The 12,780-nt window shown below is 68.7% G+C and carries 13 protein-coding genes; 5 read left to right on the top strand and 8 right to left on the bottom strand.

The genetic code is table 11. The features are described from left to right. Positions 1 to 36 precede the first annotated feature (36 nt). From PL79_RS31645 to PL79_RS31630, 4 genes are all read right to left on the bottom strand, one after another. Positions 37 to 540, bottom strand: coding sequence for a periplasmic heavy metal sensor (locus PL79_RS31645; protein ID WP_044845692.1), 504 nt, complete (start codon positions 538 to 540; stop codon positions 37 to 39). Further along, positions 537 to 956, bottom strand: a complete 420-nt coding sequence (locus tag PL79_RS31640; RefSeq protein ID WP_044845693.1) for a hypothetical protein — start codon at positions 954 to 956, stop codon at positions 537 to 539. Before PL79_RS31640 ends, PL79_RS31645 begins: the two co-directional genes overlap by 4 nt. After that, positions 953 to 1,717, bottom strand: a complete 765-nt coding sequence (locus PL79_RS31635) for an RNA polymerase sigma factor (protein ID WP_082088561.1) — start codon at positions 1,715 to 1,717, stop codon at positions 953 to 955. The genes PL79_RS31640 and PL79_RS31635 overlap by 4 nt, the downstream gene beginning before the upstream one ends. Before the next feature lie 217 nt (positions 1,718 to 1,934). Further along, positions 1,935 to 2,234 (bottom strand): YXWGXW repeat-containing protein, encoded by a 300-nt coding sequence (locus tag PL79_RS31630; RefSeq protein WP_044845695.1) that lies wholly within the window; start codon positions 2,232 to 2,234, stop codon positions 1,935 to 1,937. A gap of 305 nt (positions 2,235 to 2,539) precedes the next feature. Here PL79_RS31630 and PL79_RS31625 point away from each other — a divergent pair, with 305 nt between their 5' ends. Next, positions 2,540 to 4,225: a purple acid phosphatase family protein gene (locus tag PL79_RS31625; RefSeq protein WP_044845717.1), complete on the top strand. Its 1,686-nt coding sequence runs from the start codon at positions 2,540 to 2,542 to the stop codon at positions 4,223 to 4,225. Positions 4,226 to 4,432: 207 nt separating this feature from the next. Here the strand turns inward: PL79_RS31625 and PL79_RS31620 are convergent, their stop codons facing one another. Together PL79_RS31620 and PL79_RS31615 are read right to left on the bottom strand one after the other, a co-directional pair. Beyond that, positions 4,433 to 5,065, bottom strand: a complete 633-nt coding sequence (locus PL79_RS31620) for a LysE family translocator (RefSeq protein ID WP_044845718.1) — start codon at positions 5,063 to 5,065, stop codon at positions 4,433 to 4,435. Between the two features lie 136 nt (positions 5,066 to 5,201). Beyond that, positions 5,202 to 6,098, bottom strand: coding sequence for a LysR family transcriptional regulator (locus PL79_RS31615; RefSeq protein ID WP_044845696.1), 897 nt, complete (start codon positions 6,096 to 6,098; stop codon positions 5,202 to 5,204). A gap of 280 nt (positions 6,099 to 6,378) precedes the next feature. Between PL79_RS31615 and PL79_RS31610 the strand changes: the two genes are divergently transcribed. After that, positions 6,379 to 6,639, top strand: a complete 261-nt coding sequence (locus PL79_RS31610) for a hypothetical protein (RefSeq protein ID WP_006760082.1) — start codon at positions 6,379 to 6,381, stop codon at positions 6,637 to 6,639. 273 nt (positions 6,640 to 6,912) lie between these two features. Further along, positions 6,913 to 7,212, top strand: a complete 300-nt coding sequence (locus tag PL79_RS31605) for a DUF4148 domain-containing protein (RefSeq protein WP_044845697.1) — start codon at positions 6,913 to 6,915, stop codon at positions 7,210 to 7,212. A 101-nt stretch (positions 7,213 to 7,313) separates the two neighbouring features. Here the strand turns inward: PL79_RS31605 and PL79_RS31600 are convergent, their stop codons facing one another. Together PL79_RS31600 and PL79_RS31595 are read right to left on the bottom strand one after the other, a co-directional pair. Further along, the gene (locus tag PL79_RS31600; RefSeq protein ID WP_044845698.1) at positions 7,314 to 9,089 is read right to left on the bottom strand and encodes a sensor domain-containing diguanylate cyclase; all 1,776 of its coding nucleotides are present in this window, start codon (positions 9,087 to 9,089) and stop codon (positions 7,314 to 7,316) included. Further along, positions 9,086 to 10,207 carry an extracellular solute-binding protein gene (locus tag PL79_RS31595; RefSeq protein WP_044845699.1) on the bottom strand — a complete coding sequence of 374 codons (1,122 nt, stop codon included), beginning with the start codon at positions 10,205 to 10,207 and terminating at the stop codon, positions 9,086 to 9,088. The genes PL79_RS31600 and PL79_RS31595 overlap by 4 nt, the downstream gene beginning before the upstream one ends. Before the next feature lie 571 nt (positions 10,208 to 10,778). On the opposite strand from PL79_RS31595, the gene PL79_RS31590 reads away from it, so the two are divergent. Next, entirely contained in the window at positions 10,779 to 12,212 is a 1,434-nt protein-coding gene (locus PL79_RS31590; protein WP_044845719.1) for an aminotransferase-like domain-containing protein, read from the top strand. A 101-nt stretch (positions 12,213 to 12,313) separates the two neighbouring features. Continuing rightward, a complete protein-coding gene (locus PL79_RS31585; RefSeq protein WP_044845701.1) occupies positions 12,314 to 12,715 on the top strand; it encodes a hypothetical protein in 402 nt (133 codons plus the stop codon). Positions 12,716 to 12,780: the final 65 nt, after the last annotated feature.

Below are 12,780 nucleotides of genomic sequence, written 5' to 3'. Positions count from 1 at the left end.
GATTCGCGAGCGTGACGCGTCGTCACGCCACGCCAGTTACTGGCTCCCCGCCGCGTCGCGCTTCCTCTGAAACCTCGCCGGCAGCCGCCAGTTCCCGCTGCGTCGCAAGCCGTCGACGAACTTCACGCGCTCGTCGGGCGTCAGCGTCGCCGCGAAATCGACGACGCTGCGCTCGACCTGCCCCCGCAACGCACTATCGGCCGCCCGCGTCCGATCGAGCGCCGCGTCGATCGCCGCGCGATCGAGCTGCGGCGCCGCCAGCAGATCCAGCACCGTGATCCGCCCGTCACGCCCTTCCCGCGCGAAATCCCGACCTTCCTTGCGCGCCGCCTTCAGCGCCGCCGCAAACGCTTGCCGACGCGCGTCGGACAATTCGTCCGCGGCGAACCGCAATGCCGTGCGCTGTCCGGGCATCCCGCCCCCATCCAGGCCACGATGCGTCGAAAACCATTGATACGCGCCGCCGCCGATCGCGCCGAGCATGAACACGTTCAACACGACCGACCCGACGAGCATGAATTTCCAGCCGCGTTCGCTCATTCGTCGCCTCCGTCGATGCCCGGGCCGCCGAACGTCGTCGTCAGGTAGCCCGGTTCGTGTTGCGCGAACGGCGCACTGCCGAGCATCAGCATCGACACGGCCACCGCGCCCGCCAGCGCGCCGGCGAGCCCGACACCCGCGAACGCCGCGCCCGACCACCACACCGTGCCCCGGCGCCGCGCACGTTGCGGCGCGGGCGCCGACGCGACGATGCGTTCGACGAGCGCCGGCGCGGGCGGCTCGACCGTATCCTGCATGAGCCAGGCATCGAGCGCGGCGGCATCGTCGAGCGCCGCGAGCGCGTCGCGCGGATGCGCTTGCGCCCACGCTTCGGCCGCCGCGCGTTCGTCGCGCGGCCAGCGCCGCGCATCCGAGCCGTACGCGGCGACGATGGTACGGAATCGTTCGGGTGTCATCGCTTGTCCTCGCTAGGTGGGTCGCCGGCCAGTTGCGCGCGCAGGTTGCGCCTCGCGCGCGCGAGCAGGCTTTCCAGCGCATCGACGGTGATGCCCATCAGGTTGGCCGCTTCAACGTTCGACATGTCCTGATAGTACTGGAGCACGAGCGCTTCCCGCTGCCGGGGCGGCAATGCGGCGAGCGCCTCGCGCACGCGCGCATCGCGCGCGCGCAACTCCGCGTGCGCGGCCGGCTCGGGTTGCGGGTCGGGCACGTCGGGCAGCGTGTCGACCGGCTCCTCGCGCCGCCCGCGCATCCGGTCGTAGCACAGGTTCAGCACCACGCGATGCAGCCACGTGTCGAAGCGCGCTTCGCCATCCCGCCAGCGCGGCGCGTGATGCCAGATCCGCAGGAAGGTTTCCTGCGCAACGTCTTCGGCTTCGGTCCGGTCGCCGAGCATGCGCGTCGCGAGCGCAAGCAGGCGCGGCAGCTTGCGTGCGACGAGCACGCGCACGGCCGACGTGTCGCGCGCGCCGACCCGCGCGACGAGTTCCGCGTCCGGATCGGCGTCGCTCAACGCGGGCTGCTCCGCCATGCGCGGCGCGCCCGCCGCATGCTGCCGGCGAGCGTGCCCGCCGTCCGGCTGAAGCTCATCGTCGTGCTCTCCTTGCATGCGTCGGGCCGGCGCCGCACGGCGCCATGCCGGCGCGTCCACGGCGCGTCGCGCGCCGTGTCCGGCATCCGCCCGGCCGGTTTCGTCGACATCCGGTTCGAACGGCATATCGATCCTGTCGATCGCGAGCCGGCCGGCGCGATCAATATACGACGACCGGCGCCGGCCGGTAATACACCGGACGCGCCGGCACCACGACGCAGCCGGCCAGCACGACGGCCGCGGCTGTCAGGATCACGATGGTTCGAAAAGGCATGGCTCGACGGATGAAGTTGTGTGGAAGTCCCGCCGCACCGGCGCTGCGCGCCGCGCGGCACCCTGCGCGTCACGCCCAGTGACCCGGCACCCAGCGCCAGTTCGGGCCGCGCGCGGCCCAGTGCCCGGGCACCCAGCGATAGCCGACGCGCACCGCTTGCCAATGCCCGGGGATCCACACGTAGCGGCCCTGCCGCCAGTGCCAGTGGCCCTGATCCCACACGTAGCCCGCGCGTGGCGCCGGCATCACTTCGACGCGCGGCGGCGGCGGCGCGACCGGCGCGACGATGACGGCCTGCGCGAATGTGGCGGAGGTCGCCAGCGCGGCCACGCATCCCGCGGCAACCCGTAATGAAATGGAAAGTTTCATGCAAGACTCCGAAGCGTCGTGTAGCGAACGTGATGGCCGGAAGTGGCCGTTCGTTCGTTAAACGACGCATGCGGAAAAATCCGTCGCGACGCGCGCAAATAAATTTCCGCCGCGCCGGCGACGCCGCGCTCACCCGGCGACGCATCGGGCCCGGGCGTGGACGACCGTCTGTCACAACCCGGCAAAACTGCGCTTCGACAATGCATGTCACCGGGATCCCGCTCGTTTCCGGCCCACGCCCCGGACGCGCTCGCGCACGGCCGGGCGGTTCCGCATTTCGCGTGTCACTCAACGAAAATACGATCATGTCGAACCAGGACAACTTCCCCGCCGAGTCGAACGAGCCGGCCGCTTCCGTATCGCGTCGCGGCTTCCTGAAACTGGCCGGCGTCTCCGGCCTCGCCACCGCCGCGGGCGGGCTCGCGGCCGCCCGTGCCGCCGGGTCGAACCCGGACGGCACCCCCGAACAGGTGCACCTGACATGGGGCAGCGACCCGGCGTCGGAAGTCGCGATCTCGTGGGCATCGCTCGCGCCGGCCGTCAATCCGCGGGCGCGGATCGTCGCCGACGGCGAACCGGCACGCACCGTGCACGGCGTGCAGCGCCTTTACACCGACGGCCTGAACGGTGAAACGGTGTTCACGTACCACGCACGCGTGCACGGCCTGAAGCCGAACACGCGCTACCGCTACGAACTGACGGCCGACAACGACAGCAACGCCGCGCAGCCGTTTGCCGCGACCTTCACGACCGCGCCGCGCGGGCGCGCACCATTCCGCTTCACGAGCTACGGCGACCTCGCGACGCCGAACGGCGCATGGGTGCTGTCGTCGCCGCAAAGCCGCTTCGCGGTGCAGGCCGTCGAGCAGTTCCAGCCGCTGTTCCACCTGCTGAACGGCGACCTCTGCTACGCGAACCTGAACCCCGCGCATCAGCCGGAGGTGTGGCGCGACTTCGGCAACAACAACCAGACGTCGGCCGCGAACCGCCCGTGGATGCCGTGCCCGGGCAATCACGAGATCGAATTCAACAACGGCCCGCAGGGGCTCGACTCGTACCTCGCGCGCTACACGCTGCCGGAGAACGGCACGCGCTTTCCGGGCCGCTGGTACAGCTTCCGCGTAAGCTCGGTGCTGTTCATCTCGCTCGACGCCGACGACGTCGTGTACCAGGACGCTGCCGCGTTCGTCGGCGGCCCGGCTCCGCTGGTGCCGGCCGCGAGCACCGGCCGCGCGCCGATCGAGCCGGGCACGTCGTTCTACGTGCGCGGCTACAGCGACGGCGTGCAGACGCGCTGGCTCGAGCACACGCTACGTCAAGCGTCGCACGATGACGACATCGACTGGATCGTCGTGCAGATGCACCAGGACGCGCTGAGCTCGTCGAAGACGGGCAACGGCTCGGACAAGGGCATTCGCGAGGCATGGCTGCCGCTGTTCGACCGTTACGGCGTCGACCTCGTGCTGTGCGGTCACGATCACGATTACGAGCGCAGCTACCCGGTGCGCGGCTGCAATCACCGCGCGGGCGTCGATGCATCGACCGGCGAAGTCGTCGAGACGCTGCAGCCGCGTCCGGTCGGGTCGACCGATCCCGAGCGCACGACCTTCGACACGAGCCACGGCACGATCCACCTGATCCTCGGCGGCGGCGGCACCAGTGCGCCGCTCGACGTGTACGGCGAGAACCCGGCGACCGGCTTCGCGCAGGCCAAGGTCTTCACGAAGCCGAACCGGCCGGTGCCGGGCGCCGCGCCGAACACGTTCGTGCGCAAGCCGGCCGATGCGCTGGAGGATGCGATCTGGTCCGCGCGCCGCGATACGGGCACGGGCTACGGGATCGCCGTGTTCGACCACGATCCGGGCAAGCCGGGCGGCCACACGACGATCACGATGCGCTACTACCATGCGCCGGGCGCGGATCAGCACCCGAGCGCACAGTACGAGCTGTTCGAGACGATCGAGCTGAGCAAGAAGCGCCGCGAACGCTGATGCGACGGCCGCCCGCAACGCATGATCGCGCGGCGGGCGGCCGGGGTTGCCGCGTGCGGGACGGCGCGCGCGACGCGCTGATGGATACGGCGAATACGTGACGGCTGCGCCATGCGGAGCGGCTGCGTCTATTCGACCGCCGCACCTTGCATGCTGCCCATCGGCACGCCGGTTTCCACAGCAAGCCGCGTTGCCGCCACCGTGCCCCTAGCTTCGCGATTCCAGCGCGATACGCACGGCCAGTCCGGCCAGCACGGTCCCCATCAACCCGCGCTGCACCCGCGCCCAGACGGGCCGACCGGCAAGAAACCCCGCGATCGAGCCGGCCATGCTCGCGATCAGCGCATTCACGCAGACACTGACCGCGATCTGCACGCAGCCCAGTGCCAGCGATTGCGCGAGCACGCTGCCGTGCCCGGGCGCAATGAACTGCGGCAGCAGCGACAGGTACATCACCGCGATCTTCGGGTTCGCGAGGTTGGTGACGAAGCCCATCGTGAAGAGCCGCACGCCGCTGTCGTGCGGCAGTTGCCGCACCTGGAACGCGGAGCGGCCGCCCGGCTTGAGCGTTTGCCACGCGAGATACGACAGGTACAGCGCGCCGGACAAACGCAGCGCGTCATACGCGTACGGCACGGTCATCACCAGCGCGGTAATGCCGAATGCCGCGCAGAACATGTAGAACACGAACCCCAGCGCGACGCCGCCGAGCGACACCAGCCCCGCACGGCGGCCCTGGCAGATCGAGCGGGAGATCAGGTAAAGCATGTTCGGGCCGGGCGTCAGGGCCATGCCGAGCGATACGAGTCCGAAAGCAATCAGGGTGGGCAAGGCCGGCACGGCAGTCTCCTTCAGCGCGATGAAGTCGGGGCGAGTGTCCAGCAATGTATTGCATGTCGGTGTCTGTCGGCATGAATAAACTGCAAGTCACGCATGAACGCGCTTCACCCCGTCATCGCGTCGTTCCGCCGGCCCGCTACTTGCCCTTTTTCGCGCGTGCCTGCACCGCCTTTCCCGCCTTCGCGCGTTGCGCGTCGACCAGTTTCACGAATGCGTCGGCGACCGCGTTGCCGCTCGCGTTCCACGCCAGTCGCACGGAACGATGCAGCCTGGGCGACAACGCCAGCACCCGGCCGCCGAACCGGGTATAGGTGAGCGTGATGCGTGGGACGATCGACACGCCCATTCCCGCCTCCGCCATCGACAGAATGGTCCGCATCTCGACCACGTTGAACGCGGCGCGAAGCGATGCACCGTTGCGCGCGAAGTAATCCGCGATGACCGGCCCGCACCCCGCCTTCGAAAAAATGAACGGCATCGTCGCCAACCGTTTCGCCGACACGCTCTCGCGGCCGTCGAACATGCCGTCCGCCGCCACCGCGACGAAATCCTCGTCGAGCAACGGCAGGTTGTTCGCGAAGGTCTTCGTGCCGGCGACCACGCCGATGTCGGCGGTGCCGTCGTCGAGCCACCCTTCGACTTCCGCGTCCGTGCCTTCGAGCAGCACGGCCGTCACGCCCTCATGCGCCGCCTTCAACGCTTCGAGCGCGGGTACGACGAACGCGAGCGAGACGCTCGGCAGCGACGCCACCACCAGCCGACCCTCGAGCTTGCCGCGCGCCAGGCCGAACTGCTGGCGCAGCGTCTGCGCTTCCCGGACGACGTTCTGCACGTACGGCCACAGGCGTTCGCCGGCAGCGGTCAGGACGACCGGCTGGCGGTCGCGCAACAGCAGCTTGACCTCGGTGATGTCCTCCAGTTCGGTCAACGCGTGGCTGATCGCGGATTGACTGCGGCTGAGCCGGTCGGCCGCGGCCGTCAGCGAGCCGAGTTCGACCACGGCAGCCAGGGCCTGTAACTGCGCAAGCGTCATCTCGCCTCCTTGTTGCGATGCATGTATTTTTCACATGATAGAGCGATGCATCATGAATTGGATTGAACCGGGGCCGGATGGTCGTCCTGCTGTTCGTGCTCGTCGCCGCGCCGCGGCTGATCCGGAAGGCGGGCATCTTCCGGCACACGGCGGCGCCCGTCGCCGGGGTCGACGGCGCGCATGCCGACACGAAATGACCACGGTCGCCTCGCGCCCGCCCGTCCAAGCCCCGTCCGTTGCGCCTTCAGCTCCGATCCCCAAGACGCGTTAGACTGTCCCGATGGAACAATGCCGTTATTGCCAGAGAATCCGCGATGAATGGGATTGCCACGGGGACGAATGCCGCCGGGCAATCGCGAAGGCACTGCGCCGGCAGCGCGCGGGCCTGCCGATGGTGCCCGATCGCATCCGCAACGAGCTGCCGTCCGGCGCGCCCACCCAGCAGGTGATCGCGGTCCTGTCGCGCCAGCGCCTGCGGGCGCGCCGCGGCAACGAGGAACGCCGCGAGCGCAAGGAAATCGACGACGCCGACGGCGTCTGATCCGGCAGCGCCCGCCGCCAGCCGCCCCACCTGCCGGTGCCCCGCCACCGGGCGTTCGCCCGTGCGCGGTGTCTCGCCGCCCCGCCCCCGTCAGTTTGCAATTCCCGCAACGCTGAATGGGGGCAGATCGAATCTATGCTGGAATTGTTGCCTCACCGGTAATGATCTTTCGCTGGAATCCACGTTTACCCTAGATCCACCGACGCCTACGATGTAATCAATCGCTTACGACATGGTGTCGCCGGCGAACCCAATAGAACATCGGAGGTCATCATGAAATCGCTCGTTTCCGCAGTCGTCGCCGCTGTCGCCCTGTCCGCTTCGTTCGGCGCCTTCGCCCAAAGCACCGTGACCCGCGCCCAGGTGCGCAACGAACTCGTCCAGCTCGAAAACGCCGGCTACAAGCCGAGCCAGTCGAGCCCGTACTACCCGGCCGACATCCAGGCCGCGCAAGCGCGCGCGCACGATGCCGACAACAGCGGCTACGGCGCGCAACCGGCCGCGGTCGTCCAGGGCGGCGCACCGGCGGTCAAGGTGCGCAACGCGCGCGACTCGGTCTACTTCGGCCACTAAGTCCGCCGCCGCGCGCATCGCGCGCGGTCCGCCCGGATCCAGCGAGCCCGTCCCGTGACGGGCTCGCCGCGGTTTTGCCACGCGCCGGCGCCGGCCTGCCGTCAGCGGCTGCCCTCCGCCGCCACGCGGCCGCCGTCGTCCGTGGCGATACCGCCACTCAGCAATTCCTGGTAACGCACGCACGCGCACTGCGAGGAGGCCTTCGCCGCGTACATCGCCGCGTCGGCCTTGACCAGCAATTCCTCGGCCGACGCGCCATCCGCCGGATATTCGCTCACGCCGATGCTCGCACCCACGGCCAGGTGCCGGTCGCCGAATTCCAGTTCCTCGGCCATCACGATCTGGATACGCGACGCGATATCGCCGATCACCGCGGGCGATCGCACGTCCGAAATCAGCACGATGAATTCGTCGCCGCCGAGCCGCGCGGCCATGTCGCCGCTGCGCAGCGCGAGGCTCAACCGTTTCGCGACCGCGACGAGCGTGCGATCGCCGGCCGCGTGCCCGTGCTGGTCGTTGATCTGCTTGAAGCGATCGAGATCGACGAACATCACCGCCAGCCCCTCGCGCACCGCGGCCGCATGGCGGATCGCGGCATCGAGATGCTCCATGAACAACAGGCGGTTCGGCAAGCCGGTCAGCGGGTCGTGGCCGGCGAGGTGCGCGAGCTCCAGCTGCTTCGCGCGCAGCATCGCGACCTGCGTGCGGATCTCGACACGCATGCTGTCGAAACAGCGCGCCAGCACGCCGATCTCGTCGGCCCGCGCGACCGGCAACCGTTCGGCGGACGGATCGTCGAACACGTGGGTCGCCGCGCGCGCGAGCATCTGCAACGGCCGCGTGATCGCGCGCGCAAACAGGATCGCGAGAATCACCGCCGCCACGCTCATCAGGAGCACCATCCGGATGATCCGCTCGCCGAGCATCCCGGCCGGCGCCAGCACGTCCGTGAGCGGACGCGCCATGCCGAGCACCACGAAGCGGTTGCCCTCGTTGTTGCCGAACGGCGTGCGCACGAACGCGAACATCTGGCCCGGTGCGGCGTCGGGCTGTGCGAGACCGTTGAGCGCCACGTTCGTGCGCGCCCCGACGAACAGCAGCCGCGTGTCGGGGAAGCTGTCCTGCATCAGCACGCGGCGCCCGCGATCGAAGCCGAAGATCTGCGACGGATCGGGGTGCACGAGGAAATCGCCCCATTTGTTCGCGAGATACACCACGTAGTCAGGCGGCAGATCGCGTTCGAGCCGGTCGAACATGCGCGTCAGCTCGACGTCGACGACCAGCGCGCCGACGATCCGGCCGCCTTCGTCGACCACCGGCGTGCCCACGCGCAGGATCGGCAGCCCTTCGGCCGCATGCGAGCCGGTCTCGTGATTGATCGCGATCGGCGACAGGTAGATATGACCGGGCGCCGTCGCAAGCGTATCGAATACGTAAGGAAACTGCCCTTTTTCCTGGAGTGCACTCTCCGGCAGCACGACGATGCCGCGCGCGTCGCGATCGACGCGGATCCGCTCGAGCCCGAAATCCCCTCGCGCGATCAGCCGGATCTGCAGGTACTCGGGGTGGTTCTTCATGAAGCTGTAATACACCTGTTCGAGCCGCGTGCGCGGGGCGCGATCGGCGCCTTCGCCGCTCGCGACGGACGCCGACGCCGGCAATTGCGCGAGCACGAGCACATCGTCGGCCACGTCGGACAGCGCGGTCGTGAAGCGCTGTCCGAGCAAGTGCGTCGACATCAGCAGGCTGTGCTGCGCTTCCTGCACGAGCATCGTCCGGTTCGCGCGGTAGGTGTAGTAGCCGGTCGTGCCGGACGCGATCACGCCGATGCACGCGAACAGCATCGACAGCTTCCACGTGAGCCCGAGCCTGATCATTTTTCGAACCGCTCCGGCCGGTCGCCCGACACGATGCGGCTCCATAGCGACTCACGCCGCGCGATGTCCTCGACCGGCTGGATCCAGACGAGGTGCTGGTGGCCGGCCTCGAGACCGGGTGGCGGTTGGAGCGTATTCGCGAGCCCCTGGCGTTCGGTCAGCAGCACGCCGATCGCCGGTTCGAGCATATAGTTGATCCACGCGAACGCCAGTTCGCGATGCTCCGCGCCGCGCGTGACGCCCCAGCAGTCGAGCCACGCGAGCGCGCCTTCGTCCGGAATCACGTAGCCGACATCCGCACCGGCGCGACGCAGCTGTTCGACCTGCTGCGTGCCATAGTTGCCGAACATCAGCGCCGCGCGATGCTGGACGAACAGCGTGGTCGCCTCGTCCGGAAGCGTGTAATACGTGAGCAGGTTGCGCCGCAGTTCGACCAGCTTGTGCGCGACGGCAAGCGTTTGCGCGGGCGACAGGCGAAACGGGTCGGGATAGCCGAGCGCGAGCGCGGTGAACGAAAAATTATGCGGCGCGCTGTTGAAGTCGAGCACCTTGCCGCGGTAACGCGGATTCCAGAGTTCCAGCATCGAGCGCGGCGCGACCGGCACCTGCTTGCGATCGTAGATCAGTCCCATCGACGAATACGTGAACGGAATCGCATAGGTCGAGCCGTTGCGCACGAGTCCGCCGATCGTCGCGAGCTGCTGGAAATTCGGCAGTTGCCGCCGGCGGTTGGGGATCTGCGACAGGTCGATCGGCGTGAGCAGGCCGTCGCTCGCATAGCGCTGGATCTCGGCCGTATTGGCCGCGAGCACATCGTACGGCGGCGGCGACGCGCTGTGCATCCGTGTCCACAACGCTTCGTCGGAATCGACGAAGGTTACTTCGACGTGCACATGAAAGTGCGTCTCAAATGCATTGACGACATCGTTGTCCGCGTAGCCGGGCCACGCAAGGACACGCAGTACGTTGTCGCCGACGGTCTCGGGGGAAGCGGCGCAGGCAGGCAGGCCCTGCCAGCCCAGCGTCAGGACGACAAGCCACCGGCACGCGGCGCGGCGCGCACGGCGCGCGCCGATTCCCCTGATCAATCGGTCCTCGTCCGAATTCCCCGTATGCATTCGACTGTCCTTTTTTCGAGTCGATGCTTGATCGTGCAACAAGACCACAAAAAATATCGCCGCGCAATTGGAACAAGCCGCACGCGCACTGCGCCCGCCTATTCGGAGCGCGTCATCCGTGTACGCGTTCGATCGCACGTCGCTGCACGCGCTCGAACCCGGCCACGCGAACGGAGAATCATCAGGCGAAAGGCAAGACTCGACGCGTGCCGGCTCCGCTTGCAGCCACGGCGCCACGCGGCATGTAGTGCGTATGCGTTCGGAGCGTTCGGAGCGTTCGGAGCGTTCGGTGCATTCGATGCATTCGGCGACGCGCGTCATCCGTCGCGTCGTGTCGTCACCTCCGCCTGCATGCGCGTCGAGCCATCGCATGCGCATCCGCGCCACGCCGGCGTAAACGCCGCGATCACGCGCGACGGATGCGCACGCATCGGCATCGCCACGACAGCGCGACCGGCCGCGGCCGTCGCGCTTTCCTTTTCGTGCCGCTCGTCGGACAATGACGCGCGCCCGCCGGCGCGGCGCCGCATCGGCCCCGCGCGAGGGCGCCAAGCATGCCCCGCCCGCGCCGATGAAACGCTACGAAACCCTCGCCCAGACGATCGCCGACGAAATCCGCAACGGCAACCTCGCGGTCGGCACGCGCCTGCCGTCGCTGCGGCAGATCATCGCGCAGCATGGCGTGAGCCAGTCGACGGTGTTTCGCGCGTACTACCTGCTCGAACAGTGGGGGCTGATCCGCGCACGCGAGCGTTCCGGCTATTACGTCGCGCCGGGCGCAGGCCCGGCGGCGAACCCGCCCGCGAAACGCCGCGCGAGCCGTGCCGGCGCCACGCGCAAGGTCGACATCAGCGACCTCGTGTTCTCGGTGCTCGACGCCGCGACGCAGCCCGGCATCGTGCCGCTCGGCTCCGCATTTCCCGCGCCGCAGCTGTTTCCGCTGCCGCGCCTCGCGAAATCGCTCGCGCAGGCGACGCGGCTCGTCAGCCCGTGGAGCACGGTCGTCGACCTGCCGCCCGGCAGCGAGGCGCTGCGCCAGCAGATCGCGCGGCGCTATCTGGCAACCGGTGTCGCGCAGCCCGTCGACGAGATCGTCGTCACCAACGGCGCGCTCGAAGCGCTGAACCTGTGCCTGATGGCCGTCACGCGGCCCGGCGACGTCGTCGCGGTCGAGTCTCCCGGTTTCTATGCGGCGCTGCAGGCGATCGAGCGGCTCGACCTGCGCGCGGTCGAGATTCCCGTCGATCCACGCACGGGCCTCGATCTCGATGCGCTCGCGAACGCGCTGGACCGGCACGACATCCGCGCGTGCTGGTTCATGACCAATTTCCAGAATCCGACCGGCGTCACGCTGTCGCTCGACAAGAAGCGCGCGCTCGTCGAGCTGCTGGCCGCACGCGAGGTGCCGCTGATCGAGGACGACGTATACGGCGAACTGCATTTCGGCCCCGACTACCCGTTGCCCGCGCGCGCATTCGACCGGCACGGCCTCGTGATGCATTGCAGTTCGTTCTCGAAGACGCTCGCGCCCGGCTACCGGATCGGCTGGGCCGCCGCCGGCCGGTTCGCGGAGAAGGTGCAGCGGCTCAAGCTGATGACCACGCTGTCGGCGAGCATTCCCGCGCAGGCCGGCATCGCGAACTATCTGGAGCACGGCGGCTACGACCGTCACCTGCGCAAGCTGCGCGGCACCCTGCAGGCGCAGCTCGCGCGCATGGACGACGCGCTGCGGCGCTGGCTGCCGCCCGGCGTCGAGTGGGTGCGGCCGGACGGCGGTTATTTCCTGTGGCTGTCGTTTCCCGACGCGATCGACGCGATGGAACTGCACCGCCAGGCGATCGCGCGCGGCATCAGCTTCGCACCGGGGCCGCTGTTCTCGGCCGCGCACGGCTTCGAGCGCTGCGTGCGCGTGAACTTCGGCCATCCGTGGAGCCGCGACATCGAGCGCGCGATCCGCGTGCTCGGCGAGCTGGTCGCCGGGCCGGCGGTACGCAAGTCAGGCTGATCGCGCCTCGTGCGCACGCTGCGCGCCGCGCGCATCACGTCCATGCAGCGAAGCCGCGCGCGGGTTACATTGCTGGTCCCGCCGCTCCTTCACGATTGCCCATGAGCCAACTGCCCTACCTCGATCACGACGCGTTGCTGAAACTGGCGGCCGAAGCGGCACACGTTACGCAGCCGTGCACATGCACGAGAACCTCGCTCGCCGGCTGGACGACCCTGCCGCTGTCGCTGCAGGACACGCAACTCACCCAAGTGGCCACGCTTGCGCCGCCCGGCGAGACCGAGCCGACCTACGACGAATATCATCCGGCCGGCACGCGCTATGCGTCGGACGACGCGCCGATCGCACCGCGCCACTTTCCGTACAACCGCTGCAACGTCAGCCGCTGCGTATCGTGCGGCCGGCTTTATCTGCGCTATCAGGAAGGCGGCGGCTACTTCATCGACCAGCGCATCCGCGCGCTCGATCCGGCGTTGATCGTCGACGCACCGGCGCAAGCCTGAACCCGACGCGGGGCATGCGCAACGCATGCCCCGGCACACACCGGCGCGCCCGCCGATCTGCTGCG

This window comes from Burkholderia sp. USMB20 (assembly GCF_000949135.2).
Classification (GTDB): Bacteria; Pseudomonadota; Gammaproteobacteria; order Burkholderiales; family Burkholderiaceae; genus Burkholderia.
The sequence above is the reverse complement of the archived record's forward strand: the minus strand, read 5'-3'. Positions and strand labels throughout refer to the sequence as shown.

Excerpts from the sequence above, each read along its gene's own strand:
- PL79_RS31610 (WP_006760082.1), top strand. The coding sequence starts at position 6,379 with ATGGAACAATGCCGTTATTGCCAGAGAATCCGCGATGAATGGGATTGC.
- PL79_RS31640 (WP_044845693.1), bottom strand. The coding sequence starts at position 956 with ATGACACCCGAACGATTCCGTACCATCGTCGCCGCGTACGGCTCGGAT.
- PL79_RS31630 (WP_044845695.1), bottom strand. The coding sequence starts at position 2,234 with ATGAAACTTTCCATTTCATTACGGGTTGCCGCGGGATGCGTGGCCGCG.
- PL79_RS31645 (WP_044845692.1), bottom strand. The coding sequence starts at position 540 with ATGAGCGAACGCGGCTGGAAATTCATGCTCGTCGGGTCGGTCGTGTTG.
- PL79_RS31590 (WP_044845719.1), top strand. The coding sequence starts at position 10,779 with ATGAAACGCTACGAAACCCTCGCCCAGACGATCGCCGACGAAATCCGC.
- PL79_RS31600 (WP_044845698.1), bottom strand. The coding sequence starts at position 9,089 with ATGATCAGGCTCGGGCTCACGTGGAAGCTGTCGATGCTGTTCGCGTGC.
- PL79_RS31605 (WP_044845697.1), top strand. The coding sequence starts at position 6,913 with ATGAAATCGCTCGTTTCCGCAGTCGTCGCCGCTGTCGCCCTGTCCGCT.
- PL79_RS31615 (WP_044845696.1), bottom strand. The coding sequence starts at position 6,098 with ATGACGCTTGCGCAGTTACAGGCCCTGGCTGCCGTGGTCGAACTCGGC.
- PL79_RS31625 (WP_044845717.1), top strand. The coding sequence starts at position 2,540 with ATGTCGAACCAGGACAACTTCCCCGCCGAGTCGAACGAGCCGGCCGCT.
- PL79_RS31585 (WP_044845701.1), top strand. The coding sequence starts at position 12,314 with ATGAGCCAACTGCCCTACCTCGATCACGACGCGTTGCTGAAACTGGCG.
- PL79_RS31595 (WP_044845699.1), bottom strand. The coding sequence starts at position 10,207 with ATGCATACGGGGAATTCGGACGAGGACCGATTGATCAGGGGAATCGGC.
- PL79_RS31635 (WP_082088561.1), bottom strand. The coding sequence starts at position 1,717 with ATGCCGTTCGAACCGGATGTCGACGAAACCGGCCGGGCGGATGCCGGA.